General features: G+C 64.5%; 18 protein-coding genes and 1 tRNA gene. 9 read left to right on the forward strand and 10 right to left on the reverse strand.

What is annotated here, in order from left to right; genetic code table 11:
- Positions 1-27 precede the first annotated feature (27 nt).
- The gene (locus P9236_RS05970) at positions 28-879 is read left to right on the forward strand and encodes a YihY/virulence factor BrkB family protein (RefSeq protein WP_278073688.1); all 852 of its coding nucleotides are present in this window, start codon (positions 28-30) and stop codon (positions 877-879) included.
- A gap of 174 nt (positions 880-1,053) precedes the next feature.
- On the opposite strand, the gene P9236_RS05975 is transcribed toward P9236_RS05970, so the two are convergent.
- On the reverse strand, positions 1,054-1,929 hold the full coding sequence (locus tag P9236_RS05975) for a DMT family transporter (RefSeq protein ID WP_278073689.1): 876 nt from the start codon (positions 1,927-1,929) through the stop codon (positions 1,054-1,056).
- Between the two features lie 160 nt (positions 1,930-2,089).
- Between P9236_RS05975 and P9236_RS05980 the strand changes: the two genes are divergently transcribed.
- Positions 2,090-2,377: a hypothetical protein gene (locus P9236_RS05980; protein ID WP_278073690.1), complete on the forward strand. Its 288-nt coding sequence runs from the start codon at positions 2,090-2,092 to the stop codon at positions 2,375-2,377.
- A 20-nt stretch (positions 2,378-2,397) separates the two neighbouring features.
- Here P9236_RS05980 and gluQRS read toward each other — a convergent pair whose 3' ends face one another.
- On the reverse strand, positions 2,398-3,273 hold the full coding sequence (gene gluQRS / locus P9236_RS05985) for a tRNA glutamyl-Q(34) synthetase GluQRS (RefSeq protein WP_278073691.1): 876 nt from the start codon (positions 3,271-3,273) through the stop codon (positions 2,398-2,400).
- Between the two features lie 80 nt (positions 3,274-3,353).
- Between gluQRS and P9236_RS05990 the strand changes: the two genes are divergently transcribed.
- From P9236_RS05990 to P9236_RS06000, 3 genes are all read left to right on the forward strand, one after another.
- On the forward strand, positions 3,354-4,013 hold the full coding sequence (locus tag P9236_RS05990; RefSeq protein WP_278073692.1) for a DNA-3-methyladenine glycosylase: 660 nt from the start codon (positions 3,354-3,356) through the stop codon (positions 4,011-4,013).
- Between the two features lie 111 nt (positions 4,014-4,124).
- Complete coding sequence (locus P9236_RS05995) at positions 4,125-4,682, forward strand: HNH endonuclease (protein WP_040970486.1); 558 nt, start codon at positions 4,125-4,127, stop codon at positions 4,680-4,682.
- A gap of 38 nt (positions 4,683-4,720) precedes the next feature.
- Positions 4,721-4,984 (forward strand): hypothetical protein, encoded by a 264-nt coding sequence (locus tag P9236_RS06000; RefSeq protein WP_278073693.1) that lies wholly within the window; start codon positions 4,721-4,723, stop codon positions 4,982-4,984.
- Between the two features lie 14 nt (positions 4,985-4,998).
- Here the strand turns inward: P9236_RS06000 and P9236_RS06005 are convergent, their stop codons facing one another.
- Complete coding sequence (locus tag P9236_RS06005; protein WP_278073694.1) at positions 4,999-5,517, reverse strand: disulfide bond formation protein B; 519 nt, start codon at positions 5,515-5,517, stop codon at positions 4,999-5,001.
- A gap of 25 nt (positions 5,518-5,542) precedes the next feature.
- On the reverse strand, positions 5,543-6,133 hold the full coding sequence (locus tag P9236_RS06010; RefSeq protein WP_278073695.1) for a YqaA family protein: 591 nt from the start codon (positions 6,131-6,133) through the stop codon (positions 5,543-5,545).
- A gap of 325 nt (positions 6,134-6,458) precedes the next feature.
- On the opposite strand from P9236_RS06010, the gene P9236_RS06015 reads away from it, so the two are divergent.
- Positions 6,459-6,543, forward strand: a tRNA-Leu gene (locus P9236_RS06015).
- A 19-nt stretch (positions 6,544-6,562) separates the two neighbouring features.
- Here P9236_RS06015 and P9236_RS06020 read toward each other — a convergent pair.
- Positions 6,563-7,033, reverse strand: coding sequence for a nucleoside deaminase (locus P9236_RS06020; protein ID WP_278073696.1), 471 nt, complete (start codon positions 7,031-7,033; stop codon positions 6,563-6,565).
- Positions 7,034-7,348: 315 nt separating this feature from the next.
- On the opposite strand from P9236_RS06020, the gene P9236_RS06025 reads away from it, so the two are divergent.
- Positions 7,349-7,630, forward strand: a complete 282-nt coding sequence (locus tag P9236_RS06025; RefSeq protein WP_278073697.1) for a hypothetical protein — start codon at positions 7,349-7,351, stop codon at positions 7,628-7,630.
- A 159-nt stretch (positions 7,631-7,789) separates the two neighbouring features.
- On the forward strand, positions 7,790-8,509 hold the full coding sequence (locus P9236_RS06030; protein ID WP_278073698.1) for a Crp/Fnr family transcriptional regulator: 720 nt from the start codon (positions 7,790-7,792) through the stop codon (positions 8,507-8,509).
- 40 nt (positions 8,510-8,549) lie between these two features.
- On the opposite strand, the gene P9236_RS06035 is transcribed toward P9236_RS06030, so the two are convergent.
- The 5 genes from P9236_RS06035 to P9236_RS06055 all read right to left on the reverse strand — a co-directional run bounded on the left by P9236_RS06035 (position 8,550) and on the right by P9236_RS06055 (position 13,852).
- A complete protein-coding gene (locus P9236_RS06035; RefSeq protein WP_278073699.1) occupies positions 8,550-9,710 on the reverse strand; it encodes a YncE family protein in 1,161 nt (386 codons plus the stop codon).
- A 72-nt stretch (positions 9,711-9,782) separates the two neighbouring features.
- Positions 9,783-11,063, reverse strand: coding sequence for a GNAT family N-acetyltransferase (locus P9236_RS06040; protein ID WP_278073700.1), 1,281 nt, complete (start codon positions 11,061-11,063; stop codon positions 9,783-9,785).
- Positions 11,063-12,466: a lipopolysaccharide biosynthesis protein gene (locus tag P9236_RS06045; RefSeq protein WP_278073701.1), complete on the reverse strand. Its 1,404-nt coding sequence runs from the start codon at positions 12,464-12,466 to the stop codon at positions 11,063-11,065. Before P9236_RS06045 ends, P9236_RS06040 begins: the two co-directional genes overlap by 1 nt.
- 226 nt (positions 12,467-12,692) lie before the next feature.
- Complete coding sequence (locus P9236_RS06050) at positions 12,693-13,196, reverse strand: hypothetical protein (protein ID WP_278073702.1); 504 nt, start codon at positions 13,194-13,196, stop codon at positions 12,693-12,695.
- A gap of 383 nt (positions 13,197-13,579) precedes the next feature.
- A complete protein-coding gene (locus P9236_RS06055) occupies positions 13,580-13,852 on the reverse strand; it encodes a DUF4242 domain-containing protein (RefSeq protein WP_278073703.1) in 273 nt (90 codons plus the stop codon).
- 245 nt (positions 13,853-14,097) lie between these two features.
- Here P9236_RS06055 and P9236_RS06060 point away from each other — a divergent pair, with 245 nt between their 5' ends.
- The gene (locus P9236_RS06060) at positions 14,098-16,713 is read left to right on the forward strand and encodes a LuxR family transcriptional regulator (protein ID WP_278073704.1); all 2,616 of its coding nucleotides are present in this window, start codon (positions 14,098-14,100) and stop codon (positions 16,711-16,713) included.
- Positions 16,714-16,734 lie beyond the last annotated feature (21 nt).

Here is a 16,734-nt window from a genome sequence, read left to right on the forward strand (position 1 = left end):
CGACACAATCGAGCGGAGCGCGGGTCCTTGCTGAGGAATATCGTCGCCGTCAAGCGCGTGCTCTACGATGCGATCGGCCATTTCACGACGGACGACGGCTGGGCGATGGCCAGCCATCTGGCGATCACCTCGCTGATGGCGCTGTTTCCGTTCCTGATCTTCGCCACCACGCTGGCCAGCTTCCTCGGCGCGCGCGCCTTCGCCGACACGGCCGTGCATCTGGTGTTCGACACCTGGCCGGAGCAGATCGCCAAGCCGATCGCGCGCGAGGTGCAGAACGTGCTCACCGTGCGGCGCACCGACCTTCTGACATACGGCGTGCTTTTGGCCGCCTACTTCGCCTCGAACGGCATCGAGGCGCTGCGCACCTCTCTCAACCGCGCCTACCGAGTCGCCGAGACGCGCGGCATCATCTACCGCCGGGTGCAGAGCATTATCTTCGTTTTGATCGCGACGGCCTGTTTTCTCGCCATCAGCGTGCTTCTGGTGTTCGCGCCGCTGCTCGCGCGGCTGGCCGAGGCGCAGTTTGAATGGATCAAGCCCTATATGGGCACGATCACGATATGGCGTTACGTCATCGCCTCGACGGTCATCGTCATCGGCCTTTTCGCCGTGCATATCTGGCTACCGGCCGGCAAGCGCCGCTTCGTCTCGATCATTCCCGGCATCGTCTTCACGCTGATCGCCTGGCTGGCCGGTTCGACCATCTTCGCCATCTATCTCGACCACTTCTCGTCCTACGTGACGACCTATGCGGGGCTCGCCTCCATCATGATCGCGGTGGTCTTCCTCTACATGATCTCGGCCATCTTCATCATAGGCGGCGAGCTCAATGCCTCGATCAGTCGCTATCTGGAGGCGCGAGCCCGCGTTGGCTGAGATAGGCCGATATTCAGGTGATGCCGGCCTGCAAACGGCGGCTTCCCGCGCTTCCGGCCTACGCCGGCCGAAGCCTTCATATGTGTGTCTCCGCAGGATGAAGCTACGGCCGGCGTAGGCCGGTTTTCGGAAGCCACCGTTCTCGACTCGGCCTGACCTGAATCTCAACACATCTCAGGTGGCTTTGGGCCCGGCGGTAGCCAGGCCTACGCCCAGCGTGGCTATCGCCATGCCGGCGATCTGCAGCGCATTGAGCTGTTCGCCGAACAAGGCCCAGGCGATGACCGCGGTGACGGCCGGCACCAGGTAGAACAGCGAGGCGACCTTCGACATCTCGCCGTCCCTGATCATCACCATCAACAGGAAGATGGCGCCGACCGACAGCACCAGAACCAGCCAGGCAAATGCGAAGATGAGCTCGCCGTTTACGGTGATCGCGCGCGTCTCGAAGACGAGCGACCCGAGGATCGTCACGGCGGAGCCGCCGACATATTGCCACATCGTCGCCGAGACGAGGTCGCCGCCGGAGGCGAAGCGCTTTTGCCAGATCGTTCCGGCGGCCATGCCGAGCACCGAGACCAGCGAGGCCGTCAGCGTCGCCGCGTTGACGCCGCCGCCGATCATGCCGAGCTTCGGCCAGAGCACGATGACGACGCCCAAAAGCCCGACGGCGAGTCCCGCCCAATGGCGCGGCAGGATCGCCTCGCCGAGGAATTTGCCGGCAAGCACCGCCGTGATCAGCGGTTGCAGGCCGACGATCAGCGCCGAAAGTCCGGCCGGCATGCCTCTATGGATCGCCCAGAACACACCGCCCAGATAGACGCCGTGCATAAGAACGCCGGCCACGGTCGCGTGAAGCGCCTCTTCGCGGCTCGCCCTGCGCGAGCCGAGCAGCGCGGCCAGCCCAGCAAACAGGATCGCCGCCAGCACGAAGCGTATGGCGAGGAAGGTGAAAGGTTCCGCCCACGGCATGGCATAGCGCGCGCCGATGAAGCCGGTCGCCCACAGGACGACGAAAGAGGCGGGAATGAACCGCTTGATGCTGTGCATTTTCTGGAGGAGCTCTGGCTGCGGATGAAAAGTCAATGACGGCAATTGCTCTAATGCCGTTCAATTCGGCAAGCAAAACGAAACGGTTGATCCATAAGCTCATTCGAATTCAACAAACGGTGCCAGAGGGGCATGGCGTTAAGGCACGCCATGGGCAGGCATGCTTTTGCATCTCGGTACGACCTGGCTGCTGTTCGCGGTGGCGACCGTCGCCGTCTTCGGTTTCTTCTTCGGCACCGCGCTCGATGCCATCATGAAGGACGACGGCTTCGGCTCGACCGGAAACACGCTGCTCTTCACGCTGGGCTTCTTCGTTGCCGTCATGGTCGCCAACGAGCACGGCATCACTTTCAGGGACCTCAAATTTGCAGTGGCTTGGGGCTTGAGCGGCGCTTTCGTGTTCATCAGCGTGATGGCGTTGATCAAGGCCGGGCTGGCTCGTCTGTAGCCAGTGCGTCGAAAACCCAGCTAGAGCCCGATTAGCTGCCTGACACCTTGCGGCGACACGCCTGCCTGCCTCAGCGCGGCAAGGCCGGTGTCCTTGAGGCTCTTCGACAATTTCCTTCCGTCCGGTCCGAGGATCAGGCGGTGGTGGAAATAACGCGGCGCCGGGAGGCCCAGCAATTCCTGGAGCAGGCGCTGCACGCCGGTCGCCGCGTAAAGGTCCTGGCCGCGCACGACATGGCTGACGCCCTGCAGCGCGTCGTCGACCACCACGGCGAGATGATAGCTGGTCGGGATGTCGCGGCGCGCCACGATGACGTCGCCCCAGGCCTGCGGCCTTGCCTCGACCGTGTCCGTCGCAGCCATGGTCCCGTCGGTGAATTCGATCCACGACAGGGCGCCCGCCATGCGCGCCGTGGCGGCTTCGACGTCGAGCCGCCAGGCGAAAGACATGTTGTCGGCAATGCGCCGCTTGCGCTCCTTCATCGGCAGGGCCTTGTCCAGAGGCGGATAGAGCGGCACGCCGTCGGGGTCGCGCGGCCAGTCGCGGCCGCGTTTCTCGGTCTCGGCGATGAAGGCGCGGATCTCGCCCCGGCTCATGAAGGCGGGATAGACCAGTTCTTCGGCGATCAGCCCGTCGAGCACCGCCTTGTATTCGGAAAAATGCTCGGACTGGCGCCGCACCGGCTCTTCCCAGGCGAGGCCCAGCCATTTCAGGTCGTGGTATATGCCGGCCTCGAATTCCGGCATACAGCGGGTGATGTCGATATCCTCGATGCGCAGCAAGAGCCGCCCGCCCGCCCGCGCTGCCATTTGCTGGTTGAGCAGTGCCGAATAGGCGTGGCCGAGATGCAATTCGCCGTTGGGGCTCGGCGCGAAGCGAAATGTCAGGAGCGTCATGTCTCAGGCGGCATTCGGGTTGAAAGGCGCTTCCGCCGGTTGATAGTTAGCCATCAATTGCCGATCTGGGAACAAGCAACGTGCAACGCATCGCCTCGCTCGACGACATTGCAGCAGGGCTAGACGCGCTCTGCCTCATCGATCCGCGGCTGGAGAAGGTGCGCGGCATGGCGGGCGAAGTTCCGCTCCGGCTGTCGGAACCGGGATTCGGGAGCCTTGCCTCGATCATCGTCTCGCAGCAGGTGTCCCGCGCCAGCGCCGATGCCATCTTCGGCCGGCTGACCAGGCTGGTCGACCCGCTGACGCCGGAAGGGATACTTTGCTCCGGCGAGGACATTTTTCGCGAGGCCGGCTTGTCGCGGCCGAAGCAGCGCGGGTTGATCGCCGCCGCCGAAGCCGTGGCCGCCGGGCTCGATCTCGATCACCTCTGCTCGCTCGACGCCGGCGAGGCGATCGCCGCGATGACGGCCGTGCCCGGCATCGGCCCCTGGACGGCGGAGTGCTATCTGCTTTTCGCCGCCGGCCATCCCGATGTCTTTCCCGCGCGCGACGTCGCGCTGCAGACGGCGGTCGGCCATGCGCTGGGCATCGTCCCCCGTCCGCCTGAGAAAATGCTGATTCGGCTGGCCGAATCATGGAGCCCGTGGCGGGGCGTCGCGTCGCGGCTTTTCTGGGCCTATTACCGCGAATTGAGGGGCAGGGACGCGGCGCCGCCTGTCGAAATGGCCAAAAAAGCATGAAAATCAGACGTTTTTGATCGTTTCGACGAATGACAATCCGCTTCACATCCCTGTCATGTCGGGCTTACAGTATCCGCGCCGTTCGGTTCTAGAACCAAGGAGGCCAACAACGTGACGGTTGCCGTATCTCCGGATGGGCTTCCCGCGCTGGTGCTGAATGCGGACTACCGTCCGCTCAGCTATTATCCCTTGTCGCTCTGGTCGTGGCAGGACGCCATCAAGGCCGTCTTCCTCGACCGGGTCAACATCGTTGCCGAGTACGAGCACGCCGTCTCCTCGCCGACCTTTTCGATGAAGCTGCCGAGCGTGGTGAGCCTCAAGGCCTATGTAAAGCCGTCGCGGCATCCGGCCTTCACGCGCTTCAACGTGTTCCTGCGCGACCGCTTCCAATGCCAGTATTGCGGCACGACCGACGACCTCACCTTCGACCATGTCATCCCGCGCCATCGCGGCGGGGCGACGACCTGGGAGAATGTCGTGGCCGCCTGCTCTCCCTGCAACCTCAGGAAAGGCGGCATGATGCCGGCGCAGGCCAAGATGTGGCCGCTGCAGAAGCCCTACCAGCCGACGGTGCACGACCTGCACAACAACGGCCGCCTTTTCCCGCCCAACCATCTGCATGAAAGCTGGATGGACTATCTCTACTGGGATGTGGAACTGGAGCCGTAGGGCTGCCCTCGACGATCGGGATCGGTTGGCCGTCGCCAATGTTCAGGATTACGATCGAGTGTCTTGATGTGGCGCCGGACCTGGGGCCGCACGCCGCCATCGACATCGAGCAAGAGTTTCGCGTCCATAGGGTGTGGCACAAAGAGCCAAGCTGCACCTATTCCGATGGGAAACTTTTACTCGTTGCGCTTAACGACTTTGACGTCGATGGCGGGGCGCTTCTCGACGAGTTCTGGGACTGTCTCGCTGCGTATCTTGGTGAGCAGGGTGAGACGCGTATTCTCGGTGTCGAGCAGGTCTGAAGCCGCCGGATAGCTCAATCCCGCGCGAGGGCGCTGCGGAAGGCGACGGTCGCCAGGATGAGGCTGGCGATGGCGTTCCAGCCGGCAAGCGACAGGCCGAGGATGCGAAGCGCCGCCTTGTCGCAGGAGGGCGGCACGAATTTGTCGAGCGCGTCGAGCACGCCCTTGCCGCCGGTATCGACCGGGCCGGCCCCGGCCGTGCAGTCGGCCGGTCCCGGCCACCAAGCCCATTCGACGCCGGAATGGTAGACGCCGAGATACAGGCCGTAGAGCATCAGGAGGCCGCCGATCGCCAGCAGCCCGCGCGTGACCCAGGCCGGCGCGCGCAGCATCGAGGCGATCGCCGCCACCAGCATCAACGGCGCGCCGATATAATAGGGGGTGCGCTGCTCGAGGCAGAGATGGCAGGGGATATAGCCGCCTATGTACTGGAAGGCGAGCGCGGAGCCGACCGTGGCCGCCATGGCAACGGCAAGAAAGAGTGCTGCCCGCGTCCGCTGGCGTCCGGTGTCGGCATTCATGGTCGCAGTCATCGGTCCTTGATCCGTTCGCTGGGCTTTATCCGTGGGCGTATCTGACGAGGATATAGAGCAAAATCAGGGCAGCGGCGCCGGCACCGACAATCGTTCCCAGACGCTTCTCGATGAACTCTTTTATCGACTCGCCGTAGCGGCGCAGCAGCCAGGCAAGCAGCAGGAAGCGGGCGCCGCGCGCGACGACGGCAAGCCCGATGAATAGCAAGAGGTTGACGCCGATGACGCCCGACAGGATGGTCACCACCTTGATCGGCGGCAAATGCGCCGCGCCCGAGGTGATCAGCATCAAGATGATGAAGCCGACGCCGGATGAGGTACGCAGCGCCTCGAACTCATCATACTTGCCGTAGAATTCGAGGATCGGCTTGGCGACCGCCTCATAAGCGTAATGGCCGATGAACCATCCGGCGATGCCGCCCAGCACCGAAGCGACCGTTGCGATCAGTGCATAGCGATAGGCGCGGTCGGGCCTGGACAGCGCCATCGGCAGATAGAGCACGTCGGCCGGCACCAGGAAAACGGAGCTTTCGACGAAGGCGATGAAGGCCAGCCACCATTCGGCCGATTTCCTGGCCGCCAGCGACAGGGTCCAGTCGTAAAGTCCGCGAAGCATCGGCTCTCCTAATGCGGTTGACGCAATCCGGACGGAAAACCGCTGCGCACTTTTCCCGGAATTGCTCTGATGCATGCTACCCGAAGCACTTAGCGGTTTTGGGCAACGACAGGCAGGAAGACAAGAACCCAAAGCGCCGCAGCAGACGCTTCCGGCAGAGGGCGTTTCGTCGCGCCGTCTGTCTAGAAAGATTTTGCGCGCCGCACAATGGCGGCGTCCTCACGAAACCGTAAGGCGCGGCTGGCGCTCGCAAATCAGCAACAGGCCAGTTGACGAAAGGCCCCCGGCCCGTATAGTCCGCGCCCATCCAGGCCGCCCGGCCTGAGCCCCTATGGCGGAATTGGTAGACGCGCTCGACTCAAAATCGAGTTCCGCAAGGAGTGCTGGTTCGATCCCGGCTAGGGGCACCAAGATGCCTTGGTCACCAGGCTACCGCCGCCAGAAGTCACGGTGGGCAGCGAGAAGCTGGTCTTCGATTTCGGGGAAGAGGCCGTGAACCTCGACCTTCTTCTGCCCGGAGCCGAGCGCAACGCGCGAGGACAGGCTCATCGTCGGGTTTTCGGGATGGTCCCCGGTCAGCGCGAGAAGCTTGCTCTCCTCGAAAGCGTAGACCAGCCGGCCGATATTCGCCCAGTAGAGCGTTCCGGTGCACATCGCGCACGGCTCGCCTGTCGAGACCAGCGTGCAGGTCCAGAGAAACTCCGGCGAATAGGCTGCCGCCGCGCGCCGCGCAAGTTCGGTTTCGGCGTGATGCACGGTGTCGATATTGCCCTGGCGCATGAGGATCGCGTCCTCGGGGCCGACCAGCACCGCGCCGAACGGATGATGGCCGTGCGCGGCTGCGTCGCGGGCAACGGCATCTGCCGCGAGTAGGTGGGCGATCATCCGGTCGCGCGTCATATCGCGCAGATTAAGGCACGGGAGGCGGTGCGGGAAGGGCGGGAAGTTGTCTCGACATGAAATTCCTCGCGGCCATGGGCCAGGATCACGCGATGCCTGGTCATCTTCAACCAGCCGCACCATCGACGCCGACAGCGCTGCTGCAGTTCCCAGGCGGTAGTAGGTTGGAGCTACTGCGAATTCGGTATCCCGTGCCTCTGGGTCGGACCTGCAAAGCGGGATAGAATGCCTGGCGATATGCGTCTCCGAACTGCGGAAATGCGTCGAAGCAATGGAATTCTGAGCCCTTCTTGTCCGGACGGTTGAGACGCAACCATGGCAAAAAGAAAATCGCGTGCCAGGCCCAACGGCGATCTCGTAAAGCTGATGGCGACCAGGCCGCGAGCGGTTGCCCTTGCAGCGCTGCATGTGAGTGAGTCGGTGCTGCTCGAGCTCGAAGCATCCGAACTCTTGTCAGCCGCGGAGATTAGAGGGTTGCTCAGGGACGCGTCGACGACGTTGCGCAATGCCGCCGATGAAGTGGACAACCGAAGCTGCCTCGTTGCCAGCAAAATAGTCGAGTCGATGCGGGAAAACTTCAAGAGGAACAAAAGCTGACCGGTTCGCCCCAAAACGAAATTCAAATCCTGGTGCCGGCCATTCTACGGAACAGGTGCATGTTCAACGGAAATGAGGCGTTGTACTGATCGCATCTGTTTGATGTACACTCAATCCGAGGAGGAAGTTGGGGGAGGAAAATATTGGGCGGGGCAATAGATGACATACTCTTCGCATCCTTTTTTGCGGGCAAATGAGAATCGTCCAGTACACGCCGGATTCGATGATGACACCACGGCACTGATCAAGGCGCTTGGGTTCACGCCGAGGCGCTATGCGGCGGAGACGGTGATCGTCAGGCAGGGCGAGAACAAAGATCGGATGTTCGTCGTCGAGTCGGGCTGGGGCTGCATTGCTCATGAACTCGCCGGCGGGCAACGACAGATTCTGGACTTCGCCCTGAAGGGCGATATCGTGCTGCCTCAGTTCAACGGAGGCGGCGCTCTCGAGACATTCGTGGCTCTAACAGACCTTTCGGTGCTGGTCGCTTCGACCAAGACATTCGCTCTTGCCGCCATGAAATCGCCTCCGCTTTTTTCCGTTATTCTCGAGGCACTCGTGCAGAACGGAGCGGTGATCGCCCAACATCTCACCAATGTTGGACGGCGCAGCGCGCTGGGACGGTCGGCGCATCTGTTCCTCGAACTGACCGCGCGTCTGGAACGGGTCGGCGCGGTCACCCACGACAGCTTCGAATGTCCTCTCACCCAGTACGATCTCGCGGATGTCCTCGGCCTCACTCCGATCCATGTCAATCGGATGCTGCGGGAGTTGCGCGAGCGCAAGTTTCTCGAATTCCGGCATGGGCATGTTCGCATGCTCGATCGAGAGGGGCTGATAAAGTTCGCCGGGTTCGCGGGCGAATATGTCGAAAGTTGAGGCGCCTAAAGGGTTTCCGAGTCCACTGCGAGCATACACCTCACCGCATATTCCCCGTATGCCCTTGCGAATACCGCCCTGGCTGCGGCCAGACCGTCAGGCCATGCGGCTCGACACCGACGCGGATCTTGGTCACCGCGCCTGACATCGTGTCGATCATATAGACCTCGCTGTCGAATCGGCCGGACAGCCATAGCTGCCTGCCGTCGGCGCTGACATTGCCCATGTCGGGGCTGCCGCCGTCCGGGATCGGCCATTGCGCGACGACCGCGCGGGTCGCGAAGTCGATCACCGTGACGCTGCCCGGCCCGCCGGCGCGGCCCTGCTCCATCTTATGCGAGCCGCGGTTCGAGACGTAGAGCCGCTTGCCGTCGCGGCTGACGACGAAGCCGTGCGCGCCGATGCCCGTCGGGATGAAGCCGATTTCCTTGAAGCTGTCGCCGTCGATGAGGAAGACGCCGTCATTCATCATGTCGGCGACGTAAAAGACCTTGCCGTCGGGCGACAGCCTTATGTCCTGCGGCATGCCCATCTTCGAGAGGTCGAGATGGCCGAGGACCTTCCGGTTCCTGAGGTCGATCTTGGCCAGCCCGCCGTCGCCATATTCGCAGGTGAAGATCGCGTAGGAATTGTCGGCCGCGAAGTCGGCATGGTTGATGCCGGGGCAGGTCGGGGTCGGGATGATCGATTTCAACGCCATGGTCTGCGGGTCGCGCAGGTCGAGCTGCTTCAGGGCCTCGTCGACGATGATGGCGGCGCTGCCGTCCGGCATGAAGTACATGTTGTAGGGGTCGTCGACCAGCACCTGCTTGCCGGGCTTGGCGGTCGTCGGATCGACCGGCGTAAGGCTGCCGTTCCTGCCGGTGCCGTTGTTGGCCACCCAGAGCGTCTTCAGGTCCCAGGACGGGACGACGTGCTGCGGCTTGCTGCCGACCGGAAACCTGTCGACCTCCTTCAGCGTCGCCGGGTCGATGACGGAAACGCTGTTCGAGGAGCGGTTGGGCACGTAGACGCGCGGCAACGCACCCGCCGTGGCCGGGCTCATATGGCCGGCGGTGGTGTGGACGTAGATGTCGACGAGCGAAGGCGGAGGCTCGCTGCAATCCTCGGGGCAAGCATCGGCCAAGGCCCGGGCCGGAAGCATGGCGAGCAGGACGAGCGGCGTACAGAGGCGGGCTAAGCGCAGGAAGGTTTCGATCATCGGGAAATGCATTGTGGTGAAGGTTGGCCGGATCCGGCCGCCGGATGCCATAGCCGGTGTGCAGCCTTTCATCTAGCGCCTTTTTAACAGGCTCCGCATGCGGTTGCGCAGGATGCGCGCCATGTTGCGGGTCTCGCGGTAGAGGTGGAACTGCGAGGCCGCCTGGCGGGCCAGCCGGTCGGCGTCGGGCGTCAGGCCGACCACCAGCGTGCCCATTGGCTTGCGCTCCGTCCACAGCCGGCTCATCACCGGATGGTCGGGCACCGCGCAGGAATCGGTCATGACGATGTTGGGGTCGTCGAGGTGCTGTTTGGTCACCTCGATCATCAGAAGCGTGCCCGGCGAATAGGCGGAGAGCGCCTCGTCATAGGCCGTCTTCCAGGTATAGGCGACACCGGCCTCGACGAACACCACGAGGCAGGCGATGGTGCGGCCGTCGAGCGTCAGCGAATGGATGCGGCACATGTCGTGCTCGGCGAGCCGGTGCACGGCCTCGCGGGCGAAGGCGGCGCGGTAGCGGTCGATCGCCATGGCCGTGCGCTCGCGGCCCTTCCAGCCGGCGGCCTCCAGCGTCAGGAAGCCCTCGATGGCGTGGCGGATCTCGTCCTGTCCGCGCGCCACGACATGCTCGAGTTTGCCGAGGCCGGCGAGGCGCCGCTTCAGGCGGCGGAATTCGCGATGGTGGTGCGAGCGCAGCGAGGCCTTGAGATAGCCGTCGCCGTCGGCGTCGCTTTCCAGCACCGGGCGCTCGACCCTGCCGGTGGTGACCAGGGTCAGGCCGCGGCTGTCGGCAAAGGACGTGAGCAGGCTCGCCACTGGACCGTCCAGCCGCATGTCGGGCAGCACGAACACCTTCGGCAGTCTGAGATGCGGCCGGGACAGCATTGAGAAGAAATCCTCGATGACGCCGACCGGATCGTCGCGGTCGACCAGCGGCGTGCCGAGCGGGCCGAACGGGCTCGACCAAGTGCGCATGACCGGGACGCCGAGCGGGATCGCCGGCCGCTCGACCGAGAACGGCACCAGAAGCCGCAGCCGGTTGCGGAACTCGTCGCCATCGCGGATCACGGCCAGCCGCACCTCGCGGTCCTCGAGCCTCGGCATGGCGGGGGCCAGGAAGCGCGGGTTGAAGAATACGTTGGGCTCGATCGCGCGGGCGCTGAGATAATCGAGCTCCTCGACGAGATCGAAGCCCGCGGATGCCGGATAGATCGCGAGCTTGCGCTCCGGCCGGTTGTTGGCGAAGAGCTCGATATGGGCAAAATCCGCCTCCCTGGCGAGGCCGGCAAGGCCCGACACCATGGCACCGGCCGGGCCGCCGCTGGTCTCCTCAAGCAACGGAACGGCGGCCATCAGGCGATTTCCTTGTTTGCAGGCACGAAAATCGCCATGACGATGCCGAGCTTGCGCCAGACGGTGAAGGACAGCGCGCCTGCCTCGAAGATCATGGCGAGGCTGGTGGCGATCGCGGCGCCCCAGAGGCCGAAGAGCGGGATCAGGACCACGTTGAGACCGATGTTCAAGGCAAGCGTCATGGCGTAGACGGCGGCGCAGATGTTCTGGTTGCCGCTCATGGTGAGCAGGCTTTCGCAAGGGCCGACGGCGCCGCGCGCGACGACGCCGAAGACGAGCAGGAAGAGCAGCGGATAGCCGGCGGTGAATTCCGGGCCGAACAGCACCAGCATCGGTTCGCCGAGCGCGAGCACCAGCAGCGCCATCGCCAGCGACGGCCAGAAGGTCCAGGAGACGGTCTCGCGGGCGAAGGCGGCGAGCCTTTCCGGCTCGCCATGGGTGAACTGCGCATAACGCTGGGCAACGCCCGCCTTGACCGCGAAATAGACGAAGTGCACCAGTGCCAGCGTCTTCACCGTGGCGAAATAGACGGCGACGTCGTTGGGGTCGAGATAGGCGCCGACCATCAGCACGTCGGCATTGGTGAGCAGGAAGAAGAAACTCTCGACCAGGAAGATCGGCAGCGAGACGAGGAACCACCGGCCGAAATGCACGGTCATCGGACCGGCCGGCATCTTCCTGTCCATGCGGGAGGTGACGCCCATCAGCTGGCCGAGCGTCGTGACATAGGTAGCAGCAATCGAGGCGAAGATGGCGGTCTTGGCGTCGGGGGCGTAGTTCAGGGCGAGCATTGCCGCCATGAACGCCAGGATCAGCATCGGCCGCACCAGATAGGTCGGCGACAGCGCGAACAGCGCCCATGAATTCGCCCGCGCCAGCCCCTGCAGGAGATCGCCCATCGCGATCATCGGCAGGCAGATGACGCCGAGGATGAAGGGGACGACGTAGTAGCTTTCGATCCAGGGCGAGGCGAGCCAGACGCCGAGCGCCCCGAGGCCGGCGATCATCGTCGAGGCGATAAGCACGAACAGCCGGCTCGCCAGGACGATGCCGCGCAGTTCGGCGAGCATGCCGCGCTCGCGATACTCAGGAATGAAGCGGATGACCGAGGTGTGGAAGCCGAGGCAGGCAAGGTTGCCGACGATGACCATCGTCACCCAAACCAGCACGAAGATGCCGTATTCGAACGAGCCCATCCAGCGCGCCATCAGCACCTGGCTGACGAAGGCAATGACGGCGCTGACGATGCGGATGGAAAAGGCTATCAGCGACATGCGGCCGGCTTCGCCGCGTTCGTCGGCGGTGAACAGCACGGCGTCTATGCGGCCAAGCAGCGGGCGCATGCGCAGCGCCCAGCGCTGCGGCAGGAACCGCCCGGCAGTCGTAGCCGCGGAAAAGCGCACCCCTAATACTCTCCCTTTTCCGCCTCTTTCCAGGGTTTCGGTCTATCCGAAACACCTTAAGAAACGGTTGGGTGAGGAGGGGACAACGGGCAGCGAAAGGCGAGCGAGCGCCGGGGATTGCCCGTAGGCAAGGGGAGCCAGCCGGCGCCACGCTCGCCCTTCCCCTGGCAGGGGAAGGGAGGACACCGGACGCGGCGCCGGTGTCCCAAGTTCCACAGGGACGCTCTTACATCCCCTTCATCGGGTCGCAGGACACGTTCGGGTTCATGTCTGCGAAGGTGCCGGTCGGATTCAGCTTCCAGGCCCAGACGTGAAGCTCGTAAAACGGGCCGAGGCCGTAGCGGTTGGGCGCCGTGTTGAAGTTGAACAGGTGACCTTCGAGCGAGGCCGGACCCTTCGAGGTGATGTACTCGACGGCGATCAGCTTCAGCGTGCCGTCGGCCATCGGTTCGTACATCACCGCCTCGGGCTTGGCGACGTCGACGGCGTCGTCCTTCAGATAGCTGGCATTGACGTAGTGTATGCCCATGGCGCCGCCGGTGAGGCCGCTGGCGCAAGGGATCGGCGCATAGCCTTCGGCCTTCGCTACCGCCACGTCCTCGAAGCGGCTGTCGGTTGCCCGAACCTTTTCCGCGAGCGGATTGACAGTCTCGGCGCTGACAGCACCGACCGCCATGACGGTCAGGGCCGATGCCGCGACGAAGCACCGGGACCGGTTGTGGATGCTCATTTTCCTCTCCAGATTCTGTTGGGGCGCGCAAGGCGAAGCCGGCCCGGTCAGAGGCCGGTTGAACCGCCTGTCGCGACTGACACTGCTGTGGCGGGCCGCTCAGGTCCGCCGGACGGAGTTACCAGTGATGCCACCAATATTCCCAGTATTCGCGCGGCATCTCGCGGTCATCGAGGCCGATGTCGCGTCTCAGATAATCGTCCCGCGGCGGCAACCGGCGGCGCCGGTTTCGCACAGGCGAAAGCAGCGCCGCCACGGCCCGCCGGATGAAGCCGCGCCGTGGGGCGGAGATATCCGCCGGGGCGGATATTCCCTCGCTGTCCGGCATGACATCAGGTCTGCCTTCGGCAGGGACGATCTGAAGCGCATCTTTGCGTCGTTGATCAGCGATAAAAGTAGGGGTCGAGGACCCGCACCTCCGTGATCTTGTCGACGGGAAGCGAATTCTTCTGCGCGGTGCTGCGGATCGCCTCGGGCGAGGGCGCGTCATAGACGCAGAAGCTCTTCGACTTGTCGGGTGAAACGAAGGACTGCACCCAGGTCACGCCCTTTTCGGCGTTGCGGGCGATGACACCGCCCATGGCTGCCGCGCCGGCATCGTTCATCGGCACGTTGAGGCCTTCGGGAAATGTGCGTTCAACCAGATAACGAGGCATGATTGGTCTTCCTTTGGTGATTGAATCGCGCTCGGTCGGAGCGCGGCCGGACTAAAAGCACGCTCACAAAATCCGCGCATCGGAATCTTTCCCCATATTTGGCGGGACGATTCCCCATGTTAGAAACGTTATTTGTGGAGAGAGGCACCTCAATGTGTGGAAGGTCACATTATTGAGCGCCCGTCCGGACTATCGAGGCGGCGTCCCGCCGCGGTTAAAATCCTGACTTCGCGAGAGAGACGAGAATGCTTCTGGAAAGGCAGACGCAGCTGCAGCAACTGGAGGCCCTGCTGACGCATGCGATGCAAGGCTGCGGCCGTGTCGTGGCGCTGTCGGGCGAGGCCGGCGCGGGCAAGACGGCGCTGGTCGAGGCTTTCGTAGACCGCGTGGGCGTGGATCATGTGGGCGTGGATCGTGTCGGGCAAGGGGTGACCTTGCTGCGCAGCGCCTGCGAGGACCTGTCGATACCCGATCCGCTGGGGCCGCTCTATGACCTCGCGCGCGAGGCGCAGTGGGAACTGCCGCGCGCGATCGACGACCGGCAGGGGCAGAGGCTGCCGCTGTTTTCCGACGCGCTCGACGTCTTCGAGGCGAAGGGTCCGAGCCTGCTCGTCATCGAGGACCTGCATTGGGCGGATGACGCGACGCTCGATCTCGTCCGCTTTCTCGGCCGGCGCATTGCAAACTCCCACATTCTGCTCTTGGTCACGGCGCGCACCGATCGCAGCGAAGGACAGATGCGCGTTCGCCGGGCGCTTGGCGAGATCCCGGCCGGCAATGTCGCGCGTATCGAGGTGCCGTTGCTCAGCGAGGCCGCCGTGCTGTCGCTCGCGGAGCGGGCCGGCCGCGACGGCGACGCGATCTACCGGGCCACCGCCGGCAATGCCTTCTTCGTCACCGAACTGCTCGCCGCCGAAAGCGACAGCGCGTTGCCGGCGAGCGTTCGCGACGCGGTGCTGGCGCGGGCCGAACGGCTGTCGCCCGGCGCCCGTTCGATGCTCGACGCAGTGTCCGTGTTTCCGCGCCGTGCCGATGCCTGGGCGCTCAGCGGCCTGTGCGGGATCGCTGCCGCCGGCCAACTCGCCGAGTGCGTCAGCCAAGGCCTGCTCGAGGATTTCGGCGACGGCTATGCTTTCCGGCATGAGATCGCACGCCGGGCCATCGAGATGGCGCTGACGCCGAGCCGACGGCGCGAGTACAACCAGCGCGCACTGACGGCGCTGCAGGAAAACCCGGATGTGGCCACCGCAAGGCTGGTGCATCATGCGGTGGAGGCGCAGAACCTGGAGGCGGTGCGCACGCTTGCGCCGCTTGCGGCGCGCGAGGCTTCCCGGGTCGGCGCGCATCGCGATGCCGCCGGTCATTACGAGGTCGCCTTGCGCCATTCCGACGGCCTACCGATGGAAAGCCAGGCGGCGCTCCATGAAGGCCATGCCTTCGAATGCCATCTCATCGGCCGCATCGACGCGGCCATGGAGGCACAGGGCGAAGCGCGCCGGCTGCAGCAAGCGCTGGGCGACAGGCTGAAGGAAGGCGACAGCCTCAGATGCCTGTCACGCTTCGCCTACCTGCTGGGCGATCGCGAGGCAGCGGATCGGTTCGGGATACAGGCGGTCGAGCTGCTGGAAACGGCGCCCGACAGTCCCGAACTTGCCATGGCGTACTCGAACCTTTCCCAACTGGCGATGCTGGCCGAAAGGCTCGACGAGACGCTTTCGCTCGGCGGCAAGGCCGTGGAGCTGGCGGAGCGGCTGAACCGGCCGGACATCCTTTGTCACGCGCTCAACAATGTCGGGGCAGCCGGACAATGGCTGGATTTCGCCAAAGGGCGGCGCGACCTCGCCCGCAGCCTTGGAATCGCCCTTGCGGGTAATTTCCAGGAGCATGCGGCGCGCGCCTTCACCAATTGCGCCTGCGTCGAGATGAACCGGCTCAACTTCAACGAGGCGGAGGCCCTTCTCGACCGTGGCATCGCCTATTGCGTCGAGAACGATCTCGCGACCTGGCGCGACTACATGCGCGGCGTGCAGGCGCAGCTGTTGCTGCGGCGCGGCCTGTGGAACGACGCGGCCGCGGTGGCGCATGACGTCATCGACAACGAGGCAACGACCGCGCTTGTGCGCTACCCATCGCTGGTGGCGCTGGCGAGGCTGCGCATCCGGCGGGGCGACCCTTCGGCCGAGCCGGTGCTGGATGAGATGAGGCGGTACCTGGACAAAGGCATGGAGCTGCAGCGGCTGGTGCCTTACGCGATGGTGATGGCCGAGCTCGCATGGCTCGGGCAAGGCGACAGGGAAGAGGCGCTGCGCCTGATCGACCTGGCTGAAAGCCTGTCGCCGACGCGCGCCGTGTTCGGCGAGCTGGCGACCTGGCGGCAGCTGCTGGCGCCTGACAGCGACCCGGGTGAGACCGGCGGCATGGCGGAGCCGCATCGCCTTCTGCTTGCCGGCGACTGGCGGGGCGCCGCGGCATTCTGGGTCGGGATGGACGCCCCCTTCGAGCGCGCGCTCGCCCTGCTGCAAGGCGACGAAGCGGCGTTGCGCGAGGCGCTCGACATCTTCGAAGGACTTGGCGCAAGGCCGGTGGCGCAGCACGTGCGCGCCATGATGCGGCACAGCGGCGTCAGCCATATCGCGCGCGGACCAAGACAGGCAACACGCGCCAATCTCGCCGGTCTCACCCAGCGCCAGATGGAAGTGCTGCAACTGATCGAGCGCGGCTTCTCCAACAAGAAGATCGCCGCGCACCTGACCATTTCGCCGAAAACGGTCGATCACCATGTCTCGGCAGTGCTGGAGAAGCTGGAAGCCGTCTCGCGCGGCGAGGCGACGGCCGCGGCGCGGGCGTCGGGGCTGTTGTGAGGCCTTTCCTGCGCCTGCCCC

It is taken from the genome of Mesorhizobium sp. WSM4884 (genome assembly GCF_029625675.1).
Lineage (GTDB): Bacteria > Pseudomonadota > Alphaproteobacteria > Rhizobiales > Rhizobiaceae > Mesorhizobium.

What these genes read in the sequence shown, in the direction of transcription:
- P9236_RS05975 (WP_278073689.1), bottom strand. Translation starts at nt 1,929, where the DNA reads ATGCACAGCATCAAGCGGTTCATTCCCGCCTCTTTCGTCGTCCTGTGG.
- P9236_RS05980 (WP_278073690.1), top strand. Translation starts at nt 2,090, where the DNA reads ATGCTTTTGCATCTCGGTACGACCTGGCTGCTGTTCGCGGTGGCGACC.
- gluQRS (WP_278073691.1), bottom strand. Translation starts at nt 3,273, where the DNA reads ATGACGCTCCTGACATTTCGCTTCGCGCCGAGCCCCAACGGCGAATTG.
- P9236_RS06000 (WP_278073693.1), top strand. Translation starts at nt 4,721, where the DNA reads ATGTTCAGGATTACGATCGAGTGTCTTGATGTGGCGCCGGACCTGGGG.
- P9236_RS06005 (WP_278073694.1), bottom strand. Translation starts at nt 5,517, where the DNA reads ATGACTGCGACCATGAATGCCGACACCGGACGCCAGCGGACGCGGGCA.
- P9236_RS06010 (WP_278073695.1), bottom strand. Translation starts at nt 6,133, where the DNA reads ATGCTTCGCGGACTTTACGACTGGACCCTGTCGCTGGCGGCCAGGAAA.
- P9236_RS06020 (WP_278073696.1), bottom strand. Translation starts at nt 7,033, where the DNA reads ATGACGCGCGACCGGATGATCGCCCACCTACTCGCGGCAGATGCCGTT.
- P9236_RS06025 (WP_278073697.1), top strand. Translation starts at nt 7,349, where the DNA reads ATGGCAAAAAGAAAATCGCGTGCCAGGCCCAACGGCGATCTCGTAAAG.
- P9236_RS06030 (WP_278073698.1), top strand. Translation starts at nt 7,790, where the DNA reads ATGACATACTCTTCGCATCCTTTTTTGCGGGCAAATGAGAATCGTCCA.
- P9236_RS06035 (WP_278073699.1), bottom strand. Translation starts at nt 9,710, where the DNA reads ATGATCGAAACCTTCCTGCGCTTAGCCCGCCTCTGTACGCCGCTCGTC.
- P9236_RS06040 (WP_278073700.1), bottom strand. Translation starts at nt 11,063, where the DNA reads ATGGCCGCCGTTCCGTTGCTTGAGGAGACCAGCGGCGGCCCGGCCGGT.
- P9236_RS06050 (WP_278073702.1), bottom strand. Translation starts at nt 13,196, where the DNA reads ATGAGCATCCACAACCGGTCCCGGTGCTTCGTCGCGGCATCGGCCCTG.
- P9236_RS06055 (WP_278073703.1), bottom strand. Translation starts at nt 13,852, where the DNA reads ATGCCTCGTTATCTGGTTGAACGCACATTTCCCGAAGGCCTCAACGTG.
- P9236_RS06060 (WP_278073704.1), top strand. Translation starts at nt 14,098, where the DNA reads ATGCTTCTGGAAAGGCAGACGCAGCTGCAGCAACTGGAGGCCCTGCTG.